We start from the raw sequence: 21,744 nt of genomic DNA on the forward strand, positions 1-21,744 counted from the left end.
ATCAAGCTGACACGACCTCAGCGTGGTGAGCGGGAGCGGGCATCAGGGAGCAGCCTCGGGTACGGGGATGTGGGGCCGGTAGGGGGAATCGGGAGCGGAGGCTTGCGGCCAGGGGTGTGCGCCCCGCGCGGAGGGGCGGCTCGGGGGCGGGCGGGGGACGCGGCTAGATGGCCATGCCGTACACGATCGTGAAGAGCGTGCCCAGAGATCCGATGATGAACACACCGGTCAGGCCCGCGACGATCAGCCCCTTGCCCTGCTCCGCGCTGAAGGTGTCCCGCAGGGCCGTCGCGCCGATCCGCTGCTTGGCCGCGCCCCAGATGGCGATGCCGAAGCACAGCAGCAGTGCGACCGCCATCACGACCTCGATCATGACGCGGGCCTCGCTGCCCAGGCTGCCGAACGGGCCCCAGTCTGGGGCGATTCCGCCGATGATGGTGTTGATGTCGCCCTTTTCGGCCGCTAGGAACATGATGAACTCACCGCCCCTTGTGGGTTGTTGTGTCCCTCCGCCGGCATGGCGTGGGTCAGCCTCTATCTTCGCTGATGAATCCGCTTCCGCATGTCGACTTGGCGGCATTTCTTGGCGGATCTCGTGCGTGTTGTGGGACACGCCCGTCCGGCGGCTGTGGGAGGCATGTCAACGGAGCGTCGTATGGTCACTCTGTGTATCACGCGGGTGAGCGTCGGGCAACGATCCGTGAGTGGCTGACGGGTGGGCCCCTCGACGGACGTCGTCGGAGGTCGTCAGCGCGCCCGCGCCCAGCGTCCCCGCCCGCTCACTTCTCCGCGGGCTCGTCCGTCTCCGTAAGGTCCGCGAAGTCGTCCTCAGCAAGGTCCGCGAAGTCGTCGAACTCGCCCGCCTTGACGCCCTTGATGAACGCGTCCCACTTGGCCCGGGTCGTGACGACGACGGTCTCCGGGTCGTTGCTCTCGCGCATCAGGATCTGGTCGTCGGGGCCCACGGCCACCTCGAGGTACGCGGCGCCCTCCGGGAGGTCGTCGGGTGCGGCCCGCTGCCAGTCGAGGTCTTGCCAGTCGAGCCGTGTCATCTGCGGTCCCCAGGGTCGTGGTGCTCGGACGGCTGGACTCTACGCGTTCCCCGGCCCCGCGAGAGGCGGCCGAGACGGGGCGGTGAGGCGCGCGGGGCGGGTCGGCGGCGCATAAGGGGGCGCGCGCCGGCGGCGGTCGTATGGTTTCGGCTGGGGAGCGGCTGATTTTCGCCGTGCGAGCGGAAACGCGTTCGCATGGCGGGCGGATGGGGGAGGATGGCCGGGTGCGTAAGGTCTGGCTGGGTGTCAGTGTCGGTCTCGGAGTCTCCTTTTCCTTCGTCGCGCTGCTCGTCGTCGGTACCTATATGGTCGCGGCGGACCTCGTCGGCGGTGCCGGCGGTAAGGCCGTCGGGCTGGCCAAGGGCGCCGTTCCCGCCACGTACGAACCGCTCATCCAGCGGTACGGGAACTCCTGCCCGGCCATCAACCCCGCGCTCCTCGCCGCGCAGCTCTACCAGGAGAGCGGCTGGAACGCGAAGGCGCAGAGCCCGGCCAACGCCAAGGGGATAGCGCAGTTCATCCCCGCCACCTGGGCCTCGCACGGGGTCGACGGCAACAAGGACGGCGTCAAGGACATCTGGGACCCGCAGGACGCGATCCCGTCGGCGGCCGCCTATGACTGCTCGCTCGCCAAGTACGTCAAGGATGTGCCGGGCAATCAGACGCACAACATGCTGGCCTCGTACAACGCGGGCGCCTATGCCGTGATCAAGTACGGCGGGGTGCCGCCTTACCGCGAGACCCAGAACTATGTGAAGACCATCACCACCCTCGCCAAGAGCTTCGAGGCGCCGGTCCAGAAGGTCCAGCCCTCCCAGCAGTCGGCCGGGGCGATCTACTTCGCGCAGAAGCAGCTCGGCAAGCCCTATCTCTGGGGCGGGAACGGCACGCCGGAGGAGGGCGGGCGGTTCGACTGCTCGGGGCTGACGAAGGCGGCGTACAAGACGGTCGGCATCGATCTGCCGCGCGTCGCCAACGACCAGTGGAACGCCGGACCGCACCCCAAGCGGAGCGAACTGCTCCCCGGGGATCTGGTCTTCTTCGCCTATGACCTCGACGATCCGAGATCGATCCACCATGTGGGGATCTATGTGGGCGGCGGCTACATGATCAACGCGCCCTACACCGGTGCGGTGATCCGTTTTGACAAGATCGACTCGCCCGACTACATCGGTGCTACACGGGTGACTCAGGATGGCGCGAAAGCGCTGCCGCGGGCGAACCCCGCGTAAGGATTCCCTCTGAGCTGCGACGATCGGTCACCCTTCGATAACGTCCCGGTGATCGTTGGGTGGAGTACGGAACCCCTGGCACGAAGAGGGCGTTCCCTGGAGGTGGATCGAGGCGTGGATCAGCGTGGATCGACGGCGGACTCTCCGGCGCCGGTCGCGTTGCCACGGCTCGCAAGGCATTACGGGGGGTCGGCAGCTGCACGTAGTGACAGGCAAGAGATAAGGGGCCACGGCATATGGCTGGACTCGCACTGGACGGGTCGAACCCCGATGTCAGCCTTCTCTACGACATCAACGGGCTTGCGAAGGACGCCCCGCACTGGTTCGACCGCGTCATGGAGTTCGTCGGCGAGTACGGGATCATCATCGGGCTCGCCCTGGTGACCCTGGCCGCCTGGTGGAGCGTCCGGAAACGGCCGCAGGAGGCGCCGTCCGCCGTCGCCGGGCTGGTGTGGGCCCCGCTGGCCGCCGGGCTGGCGCTGGTCGCCAACATCCCCATCCGCGGCTTCGTCGAGCGGCCCAGACCCTTCAAGGACCATCAGGGGCTCGACGTCCTGGTGGCGGGCAAGACCGACTTCTCGTTCGTCAGCGATCACGCGACGCTGACCATGGCGGTCGCCGTCGGCGTCTTCATGGCCCATCGCGCCTATGGGGTCGCCGCCATAGGGCTCGCGCTGCTGGAAGGGTTCTGCCGCGTCTATATGGGTGTCCACTACCCGACCGACGTGATCGGCGGGTTCGCCCTGGGGACGGCGGTCACGCTGCTGCTCGCGCCGCTGGCGATGATGCTGCTGACCCCGCTGACCACGGCCGTCGCGGGTTCGCGGGTCGGCCGCTTGATACGGGCCGAGCCCGCCGCCGCCGACCAGGACGCGGACGAGGCACGCGCGGAGCTCGCCGAGTCCCGCCCGGTGGGCGGCGACCACGGGAACAAGGATCTGGCGGCCTGACGGCACCCTTACGGACGTCACGGACGCGGATACGACGCCACGAACGCGGAGATGACAGAAGGCCCGGCGGCTGCCGGGCCTTCTGTCATCTCCGCGGTTCGACCGCCGCTCCGCGGCTCAGCCGCCGCTGAACCTCCGAGGCCCCGCGCATCCCCGGCCGAAGACCTCACAGCGCCTGCGGGAAGTCGAAGAGCCGGTCCGGGTCGTAACGCTTCTTCACCCGCGTCAGCTTGTCTGCGGCCGAGCCGTAGTAGGCCGAGCGCCAGTCCTTCAGCGACGCGTCCGTGTAGTTCTGGTACGCCGCCCCGGAGGCGTACCGCCGCATCGCCCCATGGGCGCCGTCCAGCCAGGCGTTGCCCGCGGTGCCCGAGCCGCCCGCCGCCCAGGACGCGGTGTACTGCGCGAGGAACCGCGAGCGCCGGTGAACGAAGGACGTGGCCGTGGACGAGACCCGGTTGACCGCTCCGCCGAGCGCGGTGAGCGCGACGCTGACCGCGCCCCCGCCGCCGGTGCGCCGCCCGTAGCGCTCCAGTTGGTCCAGCATCGCCCGGACGCCCGCCTGGCTCAGCGAGCGGTCGAAGAAGTCCGAGCGCGCCGCGTAGGTCTCGCGGTTCAGCACCCCGGAGGTGCTGTGGCCGGGCTTGTCGCCGGGCAGATGGCAGTTGGCGGTGGAGGTGTCGCCGCAGCCCGCGTACATCCGCATGGCGTCGACGTAGCCGCGCCGGCGCAGGCTGACCTGCGAGGCGGGGCCGGGGCCGCCGGGGCCGTCGGCGAGCTTGTCCACCGCGTTCTGTAGCGCGCCGTAGGTGCCGAGCGAGAAGCAGCTGATGGAGACGGTGGGGGTGCGCCCGGGAGCGGCCGACAGATGCAGTGCCGACCAGATCTCGTCCGGCTGGTCCGGGCCCCACTTCTGCCAGGCGCTCAGCACCTTCGCGGCCTTGGACCATGGCCATGACATATAACAGGTCACGCCGTCGGCCGCGTCATGCGTACGGAAGCGCAGTTCGGTGACGACGCCGAAGTTGCCGTTGCCCGCGCCGCGCAGCGCCCAGAACAGCTCGGCCTCGCGGCTCTTGGAGACCTCCAGGGCCTTGCCGTCCGCGGTGACGATGGTGGCCCCCGTAAGGCTGTCGGCGGTCAGTCCGTACGCCCGGGAGACCACGCCGTGGCCGCCGCCGAGGGTCAGCCCGGATATGCCGACGCTGGGGCAGGAGCCGCCGGGGACGGTGACCCCACGGGCGCCCAGTGTGGTGTAGACGTCGATGAGCTTGGCCCCGGCGCCGATCCGCGCCTCGCCGGAGGTCGTACGGATCGAGGAGAGCGCGGAGACGTCGATGACGAGACGGCCGTCGCCGCTCGACCAGCCGGCGTAGGAGTGGCCGCCGTTGCGGATCGCGACGGGGGCGCCATGGCGCCGGGCGAAGTCCAGACAGGCGGAGATGTCCGAGGTGTTCTCTATATAGGCGACGGCGGCGGGGCGCAGATGGTCGAAGCGGGTGTTGTAGAGCCGGCTGGCGGAGGTGTAGTCGGAGTCTCCGGGGCGCACCAGGCCGCCCTGGAGGTCCTTGCCGAGCGCGCTCCAGTCCGCGGACTTGGGCTTGCCGTCGACGGCGCGGCGACTGCCGCTCGCCGAGGCCGAACGGGCGTCCGACGTAGCGGAGGAGCCGATCGGGCTCGTGTCACCGCCGGCCTTCCCCGCGTCATCGTCGCACGCGGTGACCCCTGTGGCGGTGGCCGCCAGCCCCGTGCCCACTGCCAGCAGTGTCCGCCGGTTCATGGCGGTGTCCCCTCCCTGTCGACGCTGCTCTCAACCGTCGACCGGGCCGCCGCCAAGCGGGCCCGGTCCTTTGGTCAGAGGGGTCGACCGGGGGGTGTGGTTCCGCTCGTGGCCGAAGAGTTGTCGGGGGACGGACAACCCGCGCCAATCGGACGAGCCTGATCCGGACCAAGACGAGCCTGATCCGGACTAATCGGATGAGTCCGATGAATCGCTTGTGCCGGGCGGGGTGTGACGGGCCGTCGCATGGTCCGCCGCGTCATCGCGGGCAAGGGCTCTGGCGCGACGGGCCGGGCCGGACCAGCCGCAGGTGCAGCGGGCGATGGAGAACGAGCCCCGCTCCACGGTGGTGGTGCGGTTCTGGCCGGGGCCTATGTCGCCTGAGTCGAGCACATGACCACGCTACCTGGCCGTGACGAGCCGCCGGTGTGAATCGTTAAACGAACAAGTACCAAGCGGGACGAGCGTGGCCAGGGGGTCGGCGGTCGATGGTGTTCCAGCAGCGCGGGCTCGGCGTGCGGAGACGGGTGAGAGCGGTCGCCGGAGCCGTGTCGGGTGGCCTGCTGGCCCTGTCGCTGGCGACCGTGAGCGGCTGCTCCACCGAGACGGCGGCCGATGAACGACCGGGCGGCACCGCACGCGAGAGCGCGGTCACGGCCCTGCACCGGGCCGCGGACGTGCTGGTCAAGTCGGGCAGCTCACGGGTCCGTACGACCATGGAGACGGCGACGGGCGGCACCCGCGTGTCCATCCGGGGTGCCGGCGCGTACGACTTCGCGAAGCGGCTGGGACGGCTGCGGCTGCTGCTGCCGAGGGATGCGATGGGGGCCGCGGAGCATGCGCCGATCACCGAACTCCTGACCTCCGGGGCGCTTTTCATGCGCAATCGCGGTGCGGGCATTCCCCGCGACAAATGGGTGCGGGTGGATACGACGGACATTCCCGATGGGAATCTGGTCACCGGCGGGGCCACGGATCCACTGACCGCCGCCGAACTGCTGCGCGGGGTGCGGGAGGCCAGCCTGGTCGGCGAGGAAGGACTCGGTGGAGACTTGGTGCGCCACTACCGTGGCACCACCGACATCGGCCGGGCGGCGCGGGCCGCGTCGGAGGGTGCGCGGGGGGCGCTGGTGGCCGCGGCCAGGGGGTTCGGCGAGAGCACGGTGCGCTTCGACGCGTATCTCGACGGCCTCGGCCGGCTGCGCGAGGTGCGTCACCGGTTCACGGTGACCAGCCGGGCCGACGGACAGGAGGCGGCGGGGAGCCCGGATGCCGCGGGGCGGCGGCGCGGTGAACTGGGGGTGGCCTCCACCACGGAGCTGTACGACTTCGGGGCCCCCGCCGAGGTTCAGCTCCCCAAGCCCACGGATATCTACACAGGAAAGGTCGGATCGCCTCAGAAGTAGTCGGAGGGGCCTGCTTTGCCCTTCGAAATGGCCCATCCGTGCCATGCGCGGAGTGTGTACCGATCCCTACGCTGGGAAGCCGCTGCTCGAAAGTGCTCGCAGGTGCTCGCTGGAGGAGGTGAAACACGTGGTTGCGCGTCGCGGCTCGTCGGGCCCGGACCCCGTGGCCCTCGTCGAAATCGATCTCTACGGTGACTTGATGATCGCTGCGTCGAGCGCGGACGAGGACAGGCTCAGTACGGACCGTATCGACGAGGTGCTCCGGGTGCAGGCCGACCGATCAGATTCGGCCGAGGGAGCCACGGGCGCCAAGGGAAACGGGAAGGCCGCCGAGGACGGGAAGCGCCCCGAGAAGGCGAAGCCCGCGGAGAAGGCGAAGCGCTCCGAGGGGGCGAAGAGCGCCGCGGAGGCGAAGGCCGCCCCGGAGTCCGGTGCCGGGAGCCCGGACGCCCCGTAGCGGACGCCCTCGGACAATGTCGATGCCGCCGTCTCGCCGGCGGGCGCCCAGTGGCCCCGTCCGGCGAGAGGCGAGCGTACGGTCATGTCCACGTCCGCGAACGGGCCCCCGTACCGGCGCCGCCCCGGAGACCGCTCCCACCTGCGCTCCCCGGGAGCGGTCCGTAATGCCCCGTAACGCCGCGCACCGGCCGTCGGCCCGCACCGGCGCTCAGGCCCGTATCGGCGCTCAGGCCCGCACCAGCGCTCAGGCCCGCACCAGCGCTCAGGTCCGCAGCAGCCGGGCGATGGCCGCCGTGGCCTCGGCCACCTTGGCGTCGACCTCTCCCGTGCCCTCCGCCTCGCCCTGGGCGGCGCTCTCCACGGCCGCGCTGGCGACACAGTGGCGCAGATGCTCCTCGAGCAGCTGGAGGGCGAAGGACTGGAGCGCCTTGGTGCTCGCCGAGACCTGGGTGAGTATGTCGATGCAGTAGACGTCTTCCTCGACCATCCGCTGCAATCCCCTGATCTGGCCCTCGATCCGGCGCAGCCGCTTCAGGTGCTGATCCTTTTGTTTGGCGTATCCATGCCCACCGTGGGGTACGGAGTCCTGGGCGGAGGTGTGCCCGGATGCCTGGCCCCGCTCGTCGCCGTCGGTGGGCACGGTGGCGTCGGCCGCCGAGGTCGTCATGGCTTCCTCCCGTTGATTGCACTATGTCCGCATATACCCCCAGTGGGTATATGGTATCGCCTTTTCCGGTCGAACCGGGCCCCCGTGCTGAGCACTCTGCCCCATGGGCGACACTGGGATCGCCGGTTACCGTGGCCGGAAGATGCGCCTAGCATCGTCGAGTCCCCATCCGCTGCATTCCGAGGATCCCCAGTGCGCTTTCGTCTGACCCCCAGGGAGACGAGCTTTTACGACATGTTCGCCGCGTCCGCGGACAACATCGTGACCGGCTCCAAGCTCCTGATGGAACTGCTCGGGGCGGACTCCTCCGCTCGTGCCGAGATCGCGGAGCGGATGAGGGCCGCGGAGCACGCGGGGGATGATGCCACGCACGCGATCTTCCACCAGCTGAACTCCTCCTTCATCACGCCGTTCGACCGTGAGGACATCTACTCCCTCGCCTCGTCCCTCGACGACATCATGGACTTCATGGAGGAGGCCGTCGACCTGGTCGTCCTCTACCAGGTCGAAGAGCTGCCCAAGGGCGTCGAGCAGCAGATCGAGGTGCTGGCGCGGGCGGCCGAGCTGACCGCCGAGGCGATGCCGAATCTGCGCACCATGACCAACCTCACGGAGTACTGGATCGAGGTCAACCGGCTGGAGAACCAGGCGGACCAGATCCACCGCAAGCTCCTGGCCCACCTCTTCAACGGTAAGTACGACGCCATCGAGGTGCTCAAGCTCAAGCAGATCGTCGATGTGCTGGAGGAGGCGGCGGACGCCTTCGAGCATGTGGCCAACACGGTCGAGACCATCGCCGTCAAGGAGTCCTGAGCCCGGGCATGGACACCTTCGCGCTTGTCGTGACCATCGCGGTCGCGCTGTTCTTCACCTATACCAACGGCTTCCACGACTCGGCCAACGCCATCGCGACCTCGGTCTCCACCCGGGCGCTGACCCCACGGGCGGCGCTCGCCATGGCCGCCGTGATGAACCTCGCGGGTGCCTTCCTCGGCAGCGGTGTCGCCAAGACCGTCAGCGAGGGCCTGATCGCCACCCCCACCGGCGACCAAGGCATGATGATCTTGTTCGCCGGACTGGTCGGCGCGATCACCTGGAACATGGTGACCTGGTACTACGGTCTGCCGTCCTCCTCCTCGCACGCGCTCTTCGGCGGGCTGGTCGGCGCGGCGCTCGCGGGGGCGAGCACGGTCCACTGGGACGGAGTGCTGGAGAAGATCGTCATCCCGATGGTCCTCTCGCCCATCGTCGGCCTGGTGCTCGGCTACTTCGTGATGGTGGTCATCCTCTGGATCTTCCGTAACGCGAACCCGCACAAGGCCAAGCGCGGCTTCCGGATAGCGCAGACCGTCTCGGCGGCGGGCATGGCGCTCGGCCACGGCCTCCAGGACGCCCAGAAGACGATGGGTGTCGTGGTGATGGCCCTGGTCATCGGGGGTGTCGAGGACGAAGGCGACGCGATTCCGGTGTGGGTGAAGATCTCCTGCGCCGCGATGCTGTCGCTCGGCACCTACGCGGGCGGCTGGCGCATCATGCGTACGCTGGGACGGCGGATCATCGAGCTGGACCCGCCGCAGGGGTTCGCGGCGGAGACCACCGCGGCAGGCGTCATGTACACGGCGTCGTTCATGTTCCAGGCGCCCATCTCGACCACCCATGTCATCACCTCGGCGATCATGGGCGTGGGGGCGACCAAGCGGGTGAGCGCGGTCCGCTGGGGGGTCGCGAAGAACATCGTCCTCGGCTGGTTCATCACCATGCCCGCGGCGGCCGGAGTCGCCGCGCTCAGCTACTGGATCGTCAACCTGGCCTTCGGCTGACCGCCGCAGAGACTGACCGCCGCAGAGACTGACCGCCGCACAGACCGACCACCGCACAGACCGACCGCCGCCCAACAGACTGGACCCACGAAGGTGGGCCCGCCCCCGGGAGCCAGGGGCGGGCCCTTCGTCTTGCGGTGGCACCGCCATGCAGCACCGCAGGACGTTCTGTCCTCGCCGGTCGTGCGAGGGGCCTGGGTCAGCCGAAGCGGCCGGAGATGTAGTCCTCGGTCGCCTGCACCGACGGGTTGGAGAAGATCCGCTCGGTCTCGTCGATCTCGATGAGCTTGCCCGGCTGGCCGACACCGGCCAGGTTGAAGAAGGCCGTACGGTCCGAGACGCGCGCTGCCTGCTGCATGTTGTGCGTCACGATGACGATCGTGAAGCGCTCCTTGAGCTCACCGATCAGGTCCTCGATGGCGAGCGTGGAGATCGGGTCGAGCGCCGAGCAGGGCTCGTCCATCAGCAGCACATCGGGCTCGACCGCGATGGCGCGGGCGATGCACAGCCGCTGCTGCTGACCGCCGGAGAGCCCGGCGCCCGGCTTGTTGAGCCGGTCCTTGACCTCGTTCCACAGGTTGGCGCCCTTGAGGGACTTCTCGACGACGCCCTCGAGCTCGCTCTTCTTGTACGAGCCGTTGAGCTTCAGCCCGGCGGCCACGTTCTCGAAGATGGACATCGTGGGGAACGGGTTGGGGCGCTGGAAGACCATGCCGACCGTGCGCCGCACGGAGACCGGGTCCACGCCCGAGCCGTAGAGGTTCTCGTCGTCGAGCATCACCTTGCCCTCAACACGTCCGCCGAGGGTGACCTCGTGCATCCGGTTGAGGGTGCGCAGGAAGGTGGACTTGCCGCAGCCCGACGGGCCGATGAAGGCGGTCACCGAGCGGGGCTCGACGGTCATCGAGATGTCCTCGATGGCCTTGTGGCTGCCGTAGTAGGCGGTGAGCCCGCTGACGTCGATGCGCTTGGCCATGTGAATCACTTCTCTTCTTCTCGGCCTCAGCGGCCGGACTTCGGGGCCTTCCAGCGGGCGATGCCGCGAGCCACCAGGTTCAGGATCATGACGAAGGCGATGAGCACGAGCGCCGCTGCCCAGGCCCGGTTGAAGGAGGCCTCGTTGCCGAGCTGCCACTGCTCGTAGATGTAGTAGGGCAGCGACGACTGGGCGCCTTCGAACGGGTTGTTGTTGATCCCCGTGGCACCGAAGACCAGCAGCACGATGGGCGCCGACTCACCGGCGATACGGGCGACCGCGAGCATCACGCCCGTGGTGATCCCGCCGATCGCGGTGGGCAGCACGACCTTGAGGATGGTGCGCCACTTGGGTACGCCGAGCGCGAGGGACGCCTCACGCAGCTCGTCCGGGACCAGCTTGAGCATTTCCTCGGTCGAGCGGACGACGATCGGCATCATCAGGATGGCCAGCGCCATGGCGCCGGCGAAGCCCGAGTAGCTGAAGCCGAGAATGATGATCCAGAAGCTGAGGATGAACAGACCGGCGACGATCGAGGGGATGCCGGTCATCACGTCGACGAAGAAGGTGACGGCCTTGGCGAGCCGGCCGCGCCCGTACTCCACCAGGTAGATGGCGGTCAGCAGCCCGATCGGCACGGCGATGAGGGCGGCGAGGCCGACCTGCTCCAGGGTGCCGATGATCGCGTGGTACGCGCCACCGCCGGGCAGGATCGTCTGCACACCCTCCATGGAGTGGGCAAGGAAGTAGCCGTCGAGCACCGTCCGGCCCCGGTCGATGGTCTCCCAGATCAGGGAGAGCAGCGGGACGACGGCGAGCAGGAAGCAGACCCAGACCAAGCTGGTGGCCAGCCGGTTCTTGGCCTGTCGGCCGCCCTCGACCGCGGCGCCGAGGGTGTACGAGGCGATGATGAAGACCAGGGCGGCGAGCAGGCCCATCTGGAACGGGTTGCCCATGCCGAGGGCGGTGCCGATGCCCGCTCCCAGCGCCAGCGAGACCACGACCAGGGCGTACGGGGCCCATCCGGGCAGCCGGGCCTGCTGGAGGCTCGAGCCGTGGCGCCCGGCGTTCTTGTCAACGACAGTGCTCATGCGGCGGTCCCCGAGTACTCCTTGCGGCGGGCGATGATCATTCGCGCGGCGCCGTTGACCAGCAGGGTGATGACGAACAGCACCAGACCGGAGGCGATCAGCGCGTCACGGCCGTCGTCACCGGCCTCCTTGAAGCGGCTGGCGATGTTCTGGGCGAAGGTGCCGCCGCCCCCGTCCAGCAGGCTGGTCTCGATCAGGAAGTTGGGGGACAGCACGGTGGCGACCGCCATGGTCTCGCCCAGCGCGCGGCCCAGGCCCAGCATGGAGGCGCTGATGATGCCGGAGCGGCCGAACGGGAGGACGGCCATCCGGATGACCTCCCAGCGGGTGGCGCCGAGCGCCAGCGCCGCCTCCTCGTGCATCTTCGGGACCTGCCGGAACACCTCGCGGCTCACGCTGGTGACGATCGGCAGGATCATGATCGCCAGCAGGATGCCGACGGTGAACAGGGAGCGCGCGGGGCCGCCCTGGTAGCTGAGGACCCCGGTCCAGCCCAGGTAGTCGTCGAACCAGGTGTACAGGCCGGTCAGATGCGGCACGAGGAAGAGCGCGCCCCACAGGCCGTAGACGATGCTGGGGACCGCGGCGAGCAGGTCGATGACGTAGGCGACCGTGGTGGCCAGCGGGCGCGGGGCGTAGTGCGAGATGAACAGCGCGATGCCCACCGCGATCGGGACCGCGATGAGCATGGCGATGATCGAGCTGACGACCGTGCCGTAGGCGAGGACGGCGATGCCGAACCGCATCGGCGAGGAGCCGGTGTTCCACTCGAAGGCGGTGAGGAAGTTGGCCTCGTCCTTGGAGATCGCGATGGCGGCGCGGTAGGTGAGGAAGGCCGCGATGGCCGCCATGATCACCAGCAGAGCGATACCGGAACCCCGGGACAGGCCGAGGAAGATCTTGTCACCGGCGCGGCCGGTGGAGCGGGTCCGGACCTTTGATGGTGACTCTGCGGCTGATGACGTGGGTGCTATATCCGTTTTCATGGGTTCTCCGGTCTGCGGAGCCTGCCGCGGAGGAGGCTCCTGGTGCGGCGGTGCACCGGACGATGCGGCTGACTCCGTCGTGGCGATCGCCGTGACGGAGTCAGCCGCACTCGGTCAGGAGAGGCTCTTGACGCTCTCGCGGACCTTGTTGGCGATCTCGGTCGGCAGCGGGGCGTAGCCCAGCTCCTTCAGCGAGGTCTGGCCGTCCTCGCTGGCGACGTAGGTCAGGAAGGACTTGGTCGCGGGGAGGGTGCTCGCCTTGTTGCCCTTGTCGCAGGCGATCTCGTAGGTGACCAGGGTGATCGGGTAGGCGCCGTCAGCCTTGGTGTCGTAGGCCAGGTCCAGGGCCAGGTCGCTGCCGGTGCCCTTGACCTTGGCCTCGGAGATGGCCTTGGAGGCGTTCTCGACGGTGGCCTGGACCGGGGCGGAGGCGCCGGTGTCCAGGTCGACGGTCTTGATGCTGTTCGCGGTCGCGTAGGAGAGCTCGAAGTACGAGATCGAGCCCGGGACCTGCTTGACCTGCGAGGAGACACCGGAGGAGCCATCGGCCGACTGGCCGCCCTCGCCCTCCCACGCCTTGCCCGGCTCATGCGGCCACGCCTTGGGCGCGGCGGCCTTGAGGTACTTGGTGAAGTTGTCCGTGGTGCCCGACTCGTCGGAGCGGTGGAACGCCTGGATCTTGAGGCTCGGAAGCTTCGCGTCCTTGTTCAGCGCCTTGATCGCGGGGTCGTCCCACTTCTTGATCTCGGAGTTGAAGATCTTGCCGAGGACCTCGGCGTTCAGCGTCAGCTTGTCCACGCCGGGCACGTTGAAGCCGACGGCGATCGGGCCGCCGACCATCGGCAGGTCAATGGCCTTGCCGCCCTTGCAGACCCGCTCCGAGGACTTGATCTCTTCGGGCTTCAGCGCCGAGTCGGAACCCGCGAAGGCGGTCTTGCCCTGGAGGAACTCCTGGATGCCCGCGCCCGAGCCGGTGGCCTTGTAGTTGAGCTTGGTGTCCTTGCAGGCCTCGCCGTAGGTCTTGATCCACAGGTCCATGGCGTTCTTCTGCGCGGACGAGCCGGAGGCCAGCAGCTGCCCCTTGCCGTCGCACTTGATGTTGGAGGCTGCCTTGGAGTCGCCACCGCCGCCACCACCGCTGTTGTCGTCGGAGCCGCACGCCGTGAGGACAAGGGCGCCGGAGACGGCGAGGGCACCGGCGGCGATGGCGCGAAGCCGGTTCTTGCGCTGAAGCTTCACTTTCGGGGGTTCCTTCCAGAAGCCGCCGGTTGGGGGACGGCGCGCGAGATGGGTGGAGCGCACTTGTTGCGGCGTGCGCCGGAGCCGTTCTCGGCTCACGCTCAGTAGGGCCGAAATTAGGCAGATCAGGTGAAGCGGCCTGAGGGGGTGAGTTAACGGACGGTGAACCTCGGCCGTCAGTGTGGTGGCCATGTCACGGCCAGGTCACGGCTGGATCGCAACGTGGGAGACCTCCTCGCGGTGGTCGCCCACGGTCCGTCCGACACCTGTGCGGCACCCGTCCGGGGAACCGGATCGGGGTGGCTGCCGGCGTAACCGCCGCGTGTCTCTGTCGGATTGCGGTACGGCATGTCACTATCCGTCCCTACGTGCCGGTACGTCAGGTCTGGCGCGCGAGAGCGACAGGAGCGCGCACGGCCGGAACCGAACGAGAGGAGACCGCGGGTGAGGCGGGACGGGAGAGGGAGGGGTGTGAGCGTCGCCGCGGCCACCGCGCTCGTCTGCGCGCTGGGACTGTCGGCCGTGCCGGAGGCGGCGTACGCCGCGCCCGGCGAGCCGGGGCCGACGCCGGGCGGCGGGGCCGGTGGCGGGACCGGTGGCGGCGGGAGCGGGGACCGGAGCCTGGAGGCGGTCCGTCAGGAGGTCGAGGGGCTCTACCGCAAGGCGGAGTCCGCCACCGACGCGTACAACCTGGCGCGGGAGAAACAGGCCCGGCAGGAGAAGTCCATCCTGAGGATCGCCCGGGCCGTGGTGAAGGCCCAGAAGGAGATGGCCGGACTGCGCAAGCGGGCCGGGGCGATGGCCCGGGCCCAGTACCGGGGCGGCGGGATGCCCGCGGAGGCGCGGCTGTTCCTCAACGGCGACCCGGGTGACTTCCTCGACGGCGTCACGCTCGCGCGCAAGGGTGAGAAGGCGACCCACGGTCTGATCGGCCGTCTGGCGCGCACCCAGGTGGCGCTGGACCGCTACGCCGAGTCGGCCTCCCAGGAGTGGGAACGGCTGGACCGGAGCCGGGCGAAGAAGGCGGCCGCGAAGAAGGAGATCCTGCGCAAGCTGGCCCGGGCGCAGCGGCTGGAGTCCCGGCTGGCGAAGGACGAGCGGGAGCGGCTGCGCCGGCTGGAGGAGGACAAGGCCCGTGGCGCACAGGCGAAGTGGCTGGACACCGGGATACTGCGGGAGCTCGGCGGCGGCGCCACCGCGAGGGGCGGCCGCGCGGTCGACTTCGCGAAGGACCAGCTCGGCAAGGACTATGTGTGGGGCGCGGTGGGCCCGAACACCTATGACTGTTCGGGGCTGACCCAGCGGGCGTGGGCGGCGGCCGGCCGGGCGATCCCGCGGACCTCGCAGGAGCAGTGGCGGCTGCTGCCGAAGGTGAGCGTGAAGGACATGCGCCCGGGTGACCTGATCATCTACTTCCGGGACGCGAGCCATGTGGGGATGTACGTGGGCAGCGGCGCGATGATCCACGCCCCCCGCCCGGGCCGCCAGGTGACGGTCGCGGGCGCGGGCTCGATGCCGATCCTGGGCGTGGTGCGGCCGGACGCGAAGTAGGCACCGGCCACCAAGGGCTCAGGGAGTAGCCACCGGTCGCCAGGGGGTCAGGCCGGCGGAAGCTCGTTCAGGGCCGTCTCGAAGGCGTCGTACGCGCGCTGGTCGAAGAGAACGAAACGGGCCTCGGTGACCGAAGTGTCCGTATCGCGCACGGTGGTGAGCGCGATCCGGGCGGCGTCGTCGAGGGGCCAGCGGTAGACGCCGGTGGAGACGGCCGGGAAGGCGACCGTACGGGCGCCCAGTTCACCCGCGACCCGCAGTGACTCGCGGTAGCAGGAGGCGAGGGTGGCCGAGCGGTCCTCGGCCGCGGAGAAGACCGGTCCGACCGTATGGATCACCCAGCGGGCGGGCAGCCGGCCGGCCGTGGTGGCGACCGCCTCACCGGCCGGAAGTCCCTTGCCGTAGCGAGATGCGCGCAGATCACGGCATTCATCCAGAATGTCGGATCCGCCCCGTCGATGGATGGCTCCGTCGACGCCACCCCCTCCCAGCAGGGAGGAGTTGGCCGCGTTCACGACCGCGTCGACGCTCTGCTCGGTGATATCGCCCAGCGCCAGCGTGATGTTCGTCATCTCGGGATTGTCTCGCGGGCCGCCAAGTGCCGCATGACGTGGGGCATATGACAAAAGTCAGTGCCTGGAGGTCATTCCGTGAAACGGCCGCCTAGCGCTAAGGTCGCCTGGCAATATCCGGTACCCGCACCTTGAGGCCGTTGAAACCGACCAGTCGGTGTACCGGATCCCAGCACGCTCCACCGTTGGCGGGGCGCGCCCTCGGGGGGAGGGAAGGAATCGAGCGATGTCCGTACCCGTGCCGAGGCAACGGGAGGCACCGGCCCAGTCGGCCGGTCCCGCCACCCTGCCCGACAACGGGCTCACCCTGCTGGTGATCGAGGACGATCCGTCCGGTGCCTTCAACGTTCCCGAGATGCTGGATACCGAGGGTAACCGGGTCCGCATCCGTACGGCCCGCAACCTCACCGAGGCCACCCGGCTGCTCACCGACGGGGTGCAGTGCATCCTCCTGGCCCTGCCGGGCCCGTGCCACGACGGCACGGACTCGCTGGCCACGCTGCGCGAGGTGCTGAGGCTCGCGCCCTCGCACGCCGTCCTCGTGCTCACCGCCGAGGACGACGCCGAGCGCGCCGCCGAGGCGGTGCGGGTGGGTGCCCAGGACTACCTCTTCCGCGGCGAGCTGGACGGCCGGATCCTCAGCCGCGCCATCCGCTACGCCGTCGAGCGCAAACGCTCCGACCTCGCCCAGCGCCAGCTCACCGAGTCACGGCTGCGCGCCCAGGAGAACGCCCGGCTGGAGCGCGGGCTGCTGCCCACCCCGCTGCTGGACGGCTCCGGGCTGCGCTTCGCCGCCCGCTACCGGCCCGGCCGCAGCCGGGCCCTGCTCGGCGGCGACTTCTACGACACCGTCCGTACCCCGGACGGCACGGTCCACGCGATGATCGGCGACGTCTGCGGGCACGGGCCGGACGAGGCCGCCCTCGGCGTCGAGCTGCGGATCGCCTGGCGCGCCCTGACCTTTGCCGGGCTCTGCGGCGATCAGCTGCTCGGCACCCTTCAGCAGGTGCTGGAGAACGAACGCGCCGACGATGAGATCTTCGCCACACTGTGCACGGTCGACATCACCCCGGACGGCCGCCGGGCCGGGGTCTGCCTGGCCGGGCACCCCTCACCGCTGGCGATCCGCCCGAGCATGGCGCCCCGGCTGCTGCCCACCGACGAGAACGGCCCGGCGCTGGGCCTGCTGCCGAACGCCCGCTGGCCGCGCCGCGAGGTCGAGCTCGGCGGGGCGTGGAGCCTGATGATGTACACCGACGGGCTGATCGAGGGCCGCGTCGGGCAGGGGGTGCAGCGGCTCGGCCAGGAGGGGATGGTCGAGATCGTGGCGCGCCAGGTCGCGGAGGGACGGCGCGGTGAGGAACTGCTGGACGCGACCGTCACCGAGGTGCGGTCGCTGAACGGCGGGGAGCTGACCGACGACCTGGCGGTGCTGCTGCTGGACCGCGGCTGACCGGCCGCGGCCCGCTATGAGGTCCCGCTATCGGCCGTTGAAGGGTCCGTAAGGGCCGTCTGAGCTGGAGCCACGGCCGCGCGGCCAGCGGCGGCCGCCGCCGGAGACCTGCCGCAGCGCGGGCCGGACGTCCACGATGTACACGATCGTCGCGATCAGCCCGATGATCGGCAGGAAGTCCAGGATTCCCATGAAGAAGTTCACCGCGGCCGCGAGACCGAGGATGATCAACCAGAATGCCTTGGTCTGCTTGTCCGCCGCTCGATACGCGTCCTCCCGGCGGATCGCCGAGTCGACGAAGGCGAAGAGGCTGAAGAGGAGCAGGGCCCAGGAGACCCAGTACATCAGCTTGCCGAAGCCTTCAACCAGCACGCCGTCCACCGCCTAGAAGATATGTATGGGAAGCGTCTCTGCGGGCCACCGTACCCGCCCACCGGGCCGGGCACGCAGGGTATACCCGGCGTACCCGGCCCGGTCGTGGACGTGCGCGCGTCAGCCGGCCGACTTCGGCTCCGGCTTCTTGGCGGCGGTGGCGGGCTTGTTGCCGCGGGCCGGGGCCTTCTTGGCCTGGGAGGCCGACGAGGCCGCGGACGCCTGGGCGCCCGAGTGACCGGAGCCACTTGACGCGGCCGGGGTGGCCGGCTTGGCCGGGGACTTCGGCGCCTCCTTGGACGAGTCCATGGCGACCGAGTGCGCCGGAGCCTTGGACCGGGCGGCGTGGCCGTCCCGCTCCTCCTTGGGCTCGATCGCGTCGGCGATGTCGACGACCTCGTCGGCCGCCTCACCGCGCCAGGTCCGCACGACGTCCTGGCCGTGCTCGGCCACCTCGTCGTACCGCTCCCGCGCCTTCACGGCCAGCTCGGCGGCCCGGCCCACACCCTGGAGGGCGAGCTCCTGCGCCGTGTCGCGCAGCCGCTTGATGTCGGTGTCGAGCGTGCCCAGCATCTCGGTGAGCTTGTCCTGGGCGCCCTTGGCCTGCTGGGAGACCCGCTCCTGCACGACCTTGGGGTCGGTGTTGCGCACCGCGTTCAGGCGCTCCGGGGCCTCCGCGACGATCTTCTCGACGAACGATGGCACCTCCTTGAGCTTCTGGGCGGCGATGTCGGCCGTGCCCGCCATGAAGTACAGCGGGGTCGGGTCGGTGAGGGTCTTGCGTACGTCGTCGGTGATGGCCATGGTGATGGTCCTCCCGGATCAGTTCGAGGGTGCGGCGACGTCGGCGCCGGTGTCGGGGGTGTCGGAGGCGTCGTCCGAGGCGGTCTGGAGCCCGTTCTCCTTGCGGAAGGACTCGTAGATTTGCAGCAGGACCTGCTTCTGCCGCTCATTGATCGAGGGGTCGGCGAGTATCACGCCGCGCACCTCGGTCTCTGCGCGGTCCCGCTCATCGAGGATCCCCGCCTGTACGTACAGGGTCTCGGCGGATATCCGCAGCGCCTTCGCCAGCTGCTGAAGGATCTCGGCGCTCGGCTTGCGCAGCCCGCGCTCGATCTGGCTGAGGTACGGATTGGACACCCCGGCCGCATCGGCCAGCTGCCGCAGCGACAGCTGCGCACTGCGCCGCTGCTCGCGCAGGAACCCGCCGAGGTTGCCGACGTTGAGTGATGCCATGCCTCGATGCTGCAACAGGTGTGCTAACTATTGCAAGCATTTGCTTGCAATAGTGGTGCGTGTCATGTGGGGGCCGTCGGCGCGACCTCGTCAAAAAAATTTCGTGAGGTCTGTCGATCCGGGCGGAGCTCGTTCGACGCAGGGGTGAGAGGCGGGGCAAGCCCCCCGGTCTCCGCTCCGAAATCTCGATCTCGTTACGCAAGGAGTCACCATGCCGCGCTATCTGTCGATGATCCGCGTCGATGAGCAGAACGCCCCCGCCGAGGGCCCCAGCCCCGAGCTCATGGAGCGGATGGGCGAGCTGATCGAGGAGATGACCAAGGCCGGGGTCATGCTGGACACGGCCGGGCTCACCCCGACCTCCGACGGCACCCGGGTCACCTGGTCCGGCGGAGAGATCAGCTGCACCGACGGCCCCTTCACCGAGAGCAAGGAGGTCATCGGCGGCTACGCCCTGCTCCAGGCCAAGGACAAGGCCGAGGCCCTGGAGTGGACCAAGCGGTTCCTGCGGGTCCATGAGGAGTACTGGACCATCACCTGCGAGGTCCGTGAGGTTGTCGAGCCCTGAGCCGGTAATGCTTGCTCCGTCCCCGTATGGCTGCTCTGATGGTGGCCGTGACGGCAGCAAGTCCGGCCGATGCGGCGAAAGCGGCTGAAAGCGCCCGGAGCGGCGCAACGGCTGATATCGCCAGAACGGTCGAAACGGTCTTCAGGATCGAGTCCGCGCGGATCATCGCAGGCGTCGCCCGCATCGTGCGGGACGTCGGACTGGCCGAGGAACTCGCGCAGGACGCCCTGGTCACCGCGCTGGAGCGGTGGCCGGAGTCGGGTGTGCCGAAGAATCCGGGCGCCTGGCTCATGGCCACCGCCAAGCACCGCGCGATCGATCTCGTACGCCGTAAGGAGACCTACGCACGCAAGCTGGCGGAGGTCGGGCGGGCCCTGGAGGACATCTCACCGCCCGACCCGGCGGATCTCGCCGGGACCGCCGAGGACATCGACGACGATCTGCTGCGGCTGATCTTCACCGCGTGTCATCCCGTGCTGTCCACCCCGGCCCGGGTCGCGCTCACGCTGCGGCTGCTGGGCGGGCTGACGACGGAGGAGATCGCCCGCGCGTTCCTGGTCCCGGAGCCGACGGTCGCCCAGCGCATCGTCCGGGCCAAGCGGACCCTCGCCAAGGCCGAGGTCCCCTTCGAGGTGCCGTACGGCGACGACCGGACCGCCCGGCTCTCCTCGGTCCTGGAGGTCATCTACCTCGTCTTCAACGAGGGCTACTCCGCGACCGCGGGCGACGACCTGGTGCGCCCGGCCCTGTGCGAGGACGCGCTGCGCCTGGCGCGGGTGCTGGCCGGGCTGCTGCCCCAGGAGCCCGAAGCGCATGGCCTGGTCTCGCTGCTGGAGTTCCAGTCCTCCCGGATCGCGGCGCGCACCGGCCCCGGCGGTGAGCCGGTGCTGCTCGCCGACCAGAACCGCACCAAGTGGAACCGCCTGCTCATCCGGCGGGGTGTCGAGGCCCTCCAGAGGGCGGGCCAGGGCCCGTACTCCCTCCAGGCCGCCATCGCCGCCTGCCACGCACGGGCGATCCGGTACGAGGACACCGACTGGACGGCCATCGCCGCCCTCTACGGCCGGCTGATGGCGCTGACCCCATCCCCGGTGGTGGAGCTCAACCGGGCGGTCGCCGTCGCGATGGCGGAGGGGCCCGCGGCGGGGCTGAAACTGGTCGATGCACTGGCTGAGGAACCGGCCCTCACGGGCTACCACCTGCTGCCGAGCGTCCGCGGGGATCTGCTGGAGCGGCTGGGGCGGCATGAGGAGGCCCGCGCGGAGTTCGCCCGCGCGGCGGCCCTGACCCGTAACGCCCGTGAGCGGGCGCTGCTGCTGGAGCGGTCGTCGGGCTGAGCTGATCTTGTGGTTGGGGCGAAAAGGTGCGCATGCTGCCCCATGACCTCATCCTCTTCCTTGTCCTCATCCTCTTCCTTGTCCTCATCCTCTTGCTTGTCTTCATCCGCTTCCGCTTCCGCTTCCTCATCCGCGGTTTCCTCGTTTTCGTCTTCCCGTCTCTCGTCACCGGCCGATCGGCTGGGCTTCGGGGCCATGCAGCTGCCGGGGCGGTGGAGCGGTCCCGCCGTCGAGCGGGCCACGGCCGTGGAGGTCGCACGGCGCGCCGTGGAGCTGGGCGTCCGTCATATCGACACCGCGGCCTTCTACTTCTCCGCCACCGAGCGGGCCAACGACATCCTGCGCGAGGCCCTGCACCCGTACCCCGAGCACCTCACCATCGCCACCAAGATCGGGCCGCTGCGCACCGCGACCGGGGAGATGTACGCGGAGGCGCGGCCGGAGCAGCTGCGGGGGCTGGTGGAGGAGAACCTGCGGCAGCTGGGCGTGGACGCCCTCGACCTGGTCCACCTGCGGGTGGGGCGGCTCAAGGCGGTGGGCGGGGTGCCGATCGGGGAGCGGTTCGGCGCGCTGGCCGCACTGCGGGAGGAGGGGCTGGTGCGGGAGCTCGGGGTGAGCAATGTGAGCGCCGAGCAGCTCGCCGAGGCCCGTGCGATCGCGCCCGTGGCGGCGGTGCAGAACCGGTTCGGGGTCCTCGACCAGGCCGACGGGGCGCTGGTGGACGAGTGCGCCGCGGCCGGGATCGCCTATATGCCGTTCTTCGCGCTGGGCGGCGGCCACACCGGCCTGGACGACGAGAATCTGCGGACGGTCGCGGAGCGGCACGGCGCGACGGCGCATCAGATCGCCCTCGCCTGGGGCCTCGCCCGCTCGCCCGCGATCATCCAGATCCCCGGCACCAGCTCACTGGCCCACCTCGAGGAGAACATGGCGGCGGCGCGGATCGCCCTCGACGAGGACGACATGGCGCTGCTGAAGCCGGTGGCGTCGGCGGACTGAC

Annotated in this window: 24 protein-coding genes; 11 read left to right on the forward strand and 13 right to left on the reverse strand. The window is 69.7% G+C overall.

From position 1 onward, the window contains the following. Nucleotides 1-163: 163 nt before the first annotated feature. Nucleotides 164-472: a hypothetical protein gene (locus ACJX2R_RS28945; protein WP_009716148.1), complete on the reverse strand. Its 309-nt coding sequence runs from the start codon at nucleotides 470-472 to the stop codon at nucleotides 164-166. A gap of 307 nt (nucleotides 473-779) precedes the next feature. Next, nucleotides 780-1,052: a DUF397 domain-containing protein gene (locus ACJX2R_RS28950; RefSeq protein WP_262704496.1), complete on the reverse strand. Its 273-nt coding sequence runs from the start codon at nucleotides 1,050-1,052 to the stop codon at nucleotides 780-782. Between the two features lie 224 nt (nucleotides 1,053-1,276). Here ACJX2R_RS28950 and ACJX2R_RS28955 point away from each other — a divergent pair, with 224 nt between their 5' ends. Together ACJX2R_RS28955 and ACJX2R_RS28960 are read left to right on the forward strand one after the other, a co-directional pair. Beyond that, entirely contained in the window at nucleotides 1,277-2,284 is a 1,008-nt protein-coding gene (locus ACJX2R_RS28955) for a bifunctional lytic transglycosylase/C40 family peptidase (protein ID WP_317259613.1), read from the forward strand. A gap of 236 nt (nucleotides 2,285-2,520) precedes the next feature. Further along, a complete protein-coding gene (locus ACJX2R_RS28960) occupies nucleotides 2,521-3,234 on the forward strand; it encodes a phosphatase PAP2 family protein (RefSeq protein WP_413102546.1) in 714 nt (237 codons plus the stop codon). Nucleotides 3,235-3,400: 166 nt separating this feature from the next. Here ACJX2R_RS28960 and ACJX2R_RS28965 read toward each other — a convergent pair whose 3' ends face one another. Both ACJX2R_RS28965 and ACJX2R_RS28970 read right to left on the reverse strand, forming a co-directional pair. Next, nucleotides 3,401-5,011, reverse strand: coding sequence for an FAD-binding oxidoreductase (locus ACJX2R_RS28965; RefSeq protein WP_413102547.1), 1,611 nt, complete (start codon nucleotides 5,009-5,011; stop codon nucleotides 3,401-3,403). Between the two features lie 189 nt (nucleotides 5,012-5,200). Then, complete coding sequence (locus ACJX2R_RS28970; RefSeq protein ID WP_262704492.1) at nucleotides 5,201-5,404, reverse strand: hypothetical protein; 204 nt, start codon at nucleotides 5,402-5,404, stop codon at nucleotides 5,201-5,203. A 95-nt stretch (nucleotides 5,405-5,499) separates the two neighbouring features. On the opposite strand from ACJX2R_RS28970, the gene ACJX2R_RS28975 reads away from it, so the two are divergent. Beyond that, a complete protein-coding gene (locus ACJX2R_RS28975) occupies nucleotides 5,500-6,417 on the forward strand; it encodes a hypothetical protein (protein WP_413102548.1) in 918 nt (305 codons plus the stop codon). 199 nt (nucleotides 6,418-6,616) lie between these two features. After that, on the forward strand, nucleotides 6,617-6,874 hold the full coding sequence (locus tag ACJX2R_RS28980; protein WP_413106189.1) for a hypothetical protein: 258 nt from the start codon (nucleotides 6,617-6,619) through the stop codon (nucleotides 6,872-6,874). 264 nt (nucleotides 6,875-7,138) lie between these two features. Here the strand turns inward: ACJX2R_RS28980 and ACJX2R_RS28985 are convergent, their stop codons facing one another. Next, nucleotides 7,139-7,543, reverse strand: a complete 405-nt coding sequence (locus ACJX2R_RS28985; protein ID WP_413102549.1) for a metal-sensitive transcriptional regulator — start codon at nucleotides 7,541-7,543, stop codon at nucleotides 7,139-7,141. 192 nt (nucleotides 7,544-7,735) lie between these two features. Between ACJX2R_RS28985 and ACJX2R_RS28990 the strand changes: the two genes are divergently transcribed. Next, a complete protein-coding gene (locus ACJX2R_RS28990; protein WP_030837909.1) occupies nucleotides 7,736-8,356 on the forward strand; it encodes a DUF47 domain-containing protein in 621 nt (206 codons plus the stop codon). An 8-nt stretch (nucleotides 8,357-8,364) separates the two neighbouring features. Then, on the forward strand, nucleotides 8,365-9,363 hold the full coding sequence (locus tag ACJX2R_RS28995; protein ID WP_262704489.1) for an inorganic phosphate transporter: 999 nt from the start codon (nucleotides 8,365-8,367) through the stop codon (nucleotides 9,361-9,363). A gap of 199 nt (nucleotides 9,364-9,562) precedes the next feature. Here ACJX2R_RS28995 and pstB read toward each other — a convergent pair whose 3' ends face one another. The 4 genes from pstB to pstS all read right to left on the reverse strand — a co-directional run bounded on the left by pstB (nucleotide 9,563) and on the right by pstS (nucleotide 13,655). Next, the gene (gene pstB, locus ACJX2R_RS29000; RefSeq protein WP_413102550.1) at nucleotides 9,563-10,339 is read right to left on the reverse strand and encodes a phosphate ABC transporter ATP-binding protein PstB; all 777 of its coding nucleotides are present in this window, start codon (nucleotides 10,337-10,339) and stop codon (nucleotides 9,563-9,565) included. Between the two features lie 26 nt (nucleotides 10,340-10,365). Then, the gene (gene pstA, locus ACJX2R_RS29005) at nucleotides 10,366-11,430 is read right to left on the reverse strand and encodes a phosphate ABC transporter permease PstA (RefSeq protein WP_413102551.1); all 1,065 of its coding nucleotides are present in this window, start codon (nucleotides 11,428-11,430) and stop codon (nucleotides 10,366-10,368) included. After that, on the reverse strand, nucleotides 11,427-12,416 hold the full coding sequence (gene pstC / locus ACJX2R_RS29010; RefSeq protein WP_413102552.1) for a phosphate ABC transporter permease subunit PstC: 990 nt from the start codon (nucleotides 12,414-12,416) through the stop codon (nucleotides 11,427-11,429). Before pstC ends, pstA begins: the two co-directional genes overlap by 4 nt. A gap of 114 nt (nucleotides 12,417-12,530) precedes the next feature. Further along, entirely contained in the window at nucleotides 12,531-13,655 is a 1,125-nt protein-coding gene (gene pstS, locus ACJX2R_RS29015; RefSeq protein WP_413102553.1) for a phosphate ABC transporter substrate-binding protein PstS, read from the reverse strand. Nucleotides 13,656-14,126: 471 nt separating this feature from the next. Here pstS and ACJX2R_RS29020 point away from each other — a divergent pair, with 471 nt between their 5' ends. Then, entirely contained in the window at nucleotides 14,127-15,206 is a 1,080-nt protein-coding gene (locus ACJX2R_RS29020) for an NlpC/P60 family protein (protein WP_413102554.1), read from the forward strand. A 47-nt stretch (nucleotides 15,207-15,253) separates the two neighbouring features. Here the strand turns inward: ACJX2R_RS29020 and ACJX2R_RS29025 are convergent, their stop codons facing one another. After that, nucleotides 15,254-15,778 carry an O-acetyl-ADP-ribose deacetylase gene (locus ACJX2R_RS29025; RefSeq protein WP_413102555.1) on the reverse strand — a complete coding sequence of 175 codons (525 nt, stop codon included), beginning with the start codon at nucleotides 15,776-15,778 and terminating at the stop codon, nucleotides 15,254-15,256. 226 nt (nucleotides 15,779-16,004) lie between these two features. Here ACJX2R_RS29025 and ACJX2R_RS29030 point away from each other — a divergent pair, with 226 nt between their 5' ends. After that, entirely contained in the window at nucleotides 16,005-17,231 is a 1,227-nt protein-coding gene (locus ACJX2R_RS29030; protein WP_413102556.1) for a PP2C family protein-serine/threonine phosphatase, read from the forward strand. Between the two features lie 27 nt (nucleotides 17,232-17,258). On the opposite strand, the gene ACJX2R_RS29035 is transcribed toward ACJX2R_RS29030, so the two are convergent. The 3 genes from ACJX2R_RS29035 to ACJX2R_RS29045 form a co-directional block, all read right to left on the reverse strand. After that, nucleotides 17,259-17,603 (reverse strand): DUF2516 family protein, encoded by a 345-nt coding sequence (locus tag ACJX2R_RS29035; protein ID WP_037955086.1) that lies wholly within the window; start codon nucleotides 17,601-17,603, stop codon nucleotides 17,259-17,261. A 120-nt stretch (nucleotides 17,604-17,723) separates the two neighbouring features. After that, nucleotides 17,724-18,407 carry a hypothetical protein gene (locus ACJX2R_RS29040; protein ID WP_413102557.1) on the reverse strand — a complete coding sequence of 228 codons (684 nt, stop codon included), beginning with the start codon at nucleotides 18,405-18,407 and terminating at the stop codon, nucleotides 17,724-17,726. Nucleotides 18,408-18,425: 18 nt separating this feature from the next. After that, entirely contained in the window at nucleotides 18,426-18,839 is a 414-nt protein-coding gene (locus ACJX2R_RS29045; protein WP_413102558.1) for a helix-turn-helix domain-containing protein, read from the reverse strand. Between the two features lie 211 nt (nucleotides 18,840-19,050). On the opposite strand from ACJX2R_RS29045, the gene ACJX2R_RS29050 reads away from it, so the two are divergent. From ACJX2R_RS29050 to ACJX2R_RS29060, 3 genes are read left to right on the forward strand one after another with little or no spacing between them, the layout of a single operon-like run. Then, nucleotides 19,051-19,407 (forward strand): YciI family protein, encoded by a 357-nt coding sequence (locus ACJX2R_RS29050; RefSeq protein WP_262704479.1) that lies wholly within the window; start codon nucleotides 19,051-19,053, stop codon nucleotides 19,405-19,407. A gap of 47 nt (nucleotides 19,408-19,454) precedes the next feature. Continuing rightward, nucleotides 19,455-20,744 (forward strand): RNA polymerase sigma factor, encoded by a 1,290-nt coding sequence (locus tag ACJX2R_RS29055; protein ID WP_413105968.1) that lies wholly within the window; start codon nucleotides 19,455-19,457, stop codon nucleotides 20,742-20,744. 42 nt (nucleotides 20,745-20,786) lie between these two features. Beyond that, nucleotides 20,787-21,743, forward strand: coding sequence for an oxidoreductase (locus tag ACJX2R_RS29060; protein WP_413102559.1), 957 nt, complete (start codon nucleotides 20,787-20,789; stop codon nucleotides 21,741-21,743). Nucleotide 21,744: the final 1 nt, after the last annotated feature.

Source organism: Streptomyces sp. Inha503, from assembly GCF_047215865.1.
Lineage (GTDB): Bacteria > Actinomycetota > Actinomycetes > Streptomycetales > Streptomycetaceae > Streptomyces > Streptomyces lycopersici.

Excerpts from the sequence above, each read along its gene's own strand:
- ACJX2R_RS28945 (WP_009716148.1), bottom strand. The coding sequence starts at position 472 with ATGTTCCTAGCGGCCGAAAAGGGCGACATCAACACCATCATCGGCGGA.
- ACJX2R_RS28950 (WP_262704496.1), bottom strand. The coding sequence starts at position 1,052 with ATGACACGGCTCGACTGGCAAGACCTCGACTGGCAGCGGGCCGCACCC.
- ACJX2R_RS28960 (WP_413102546.1), top strand. The coding sequence starts at position 2,521 with ATGGCTGGACTCGCACTGGACGGGTCGAACCCCGATGTCAGCCTTCTC.
- ACJX2R_RS28965 (WP_413102547.1), bottom strand. The coding sequence starts at position 5,011 with ATGAACCGGCGGACACTGCTGGCAGTGGGCACGGGGCTGGCGGCCACC.
- ACJX2R_RS28975 (WP_413102548.1), top strand. The coding sequence starts at position 5,500 with ATGGTGTTCCAGCAGCGCGGGCTCGGCGTGCGGAGACGGGTGAGAGCG.
- ACJX2R_RS28980 (WP_413106189.1), top strand. The coding sequence starts at position 6,617 with ATGATCGCTGCGTCGAGCGCGGACGAGGACAGGCTCAGTACGGACCGT.
- ACJX2R_RS28985 (WP_413102549.1), bottom strand. The coding sequence starts at position 7,543 with ATGACGACCTCGGCGGCCGACGCCACCGTGCCCACCGACGGCGACGAG.
- ACJX2R_RS28995 (WP_262704489.1), top strand. The coding sequence starts at position 8,365 with ATGGACACCTTCGCGCTTGTCGTGACCATCGCGGTCGCGCTGTTCTTC.
- pstB (WP_413102550.1), bottom strand. The coding sequence starts at position 10,339 with ATGGCCAAGCGCATCGACGTCAGCGGGCTCACCGCCTACTACGGCAGC.
- pstA (WP_413102551.1), bottom strand. The coding sequence starts at position 11,430 with ATGAGCACTGTCGTTGACAAGAACGCCGGGCGCCACGGCTCGAGCCTC.
- pstC (WP_413102552.1), bottom strand. The coding sequence starts at position 12,416 with ATGAAAACGGATATAGCACCCACGTCATCAGCCGCAGAGTCACCATCA.
- ACJX2R_RS29025 (WP_413102555.1), bottom strand. The coding sequence starts at position 15,778 with ATGACGAACATCACGCTGGCGCTGGGCGATATCACCGAGCAGAGCGTC.
- ACJX2R_RS29030 (WP_413102556.1), top strand. The coding sequence starts at position 16,005 with ATGTCCGTACCCGTGCCGAGGCAACGGGAGGCACCGGCCCAGTCGGCC.
- ACJX2R_RS29040 (WP_413102557.1), bottom strand. The coding sequence starts at position 18,407 with ATGGCCATCACCGACGACGTACGCAAGACCCTCACCGACCCGACCCCG.
- ACJX2R_RS29045 (WP_413102558.1), bottom strand. The coding sequence starts at position 18,839 with ATGGCATCACTCAACGTCGGCAACCTCGGCGGGTTCCTGCGCGAGCAG.
- ACJX2R_RS29050 (WP_262704479.1), top strand. The coding sequence starts at position 19,051 with ATGCCGCGCTATCTGTCGATGATCCGCGTCGATGAGCAGAACGCCCCC.
- ACJX2R_RS29060 (WP_413102559.1), top strand. The coding sequence starts at position 20,787 with ATGACCTCATCCTCTTCCTTGTCCTCATCCTCTTCCTTGTCCTCATCC.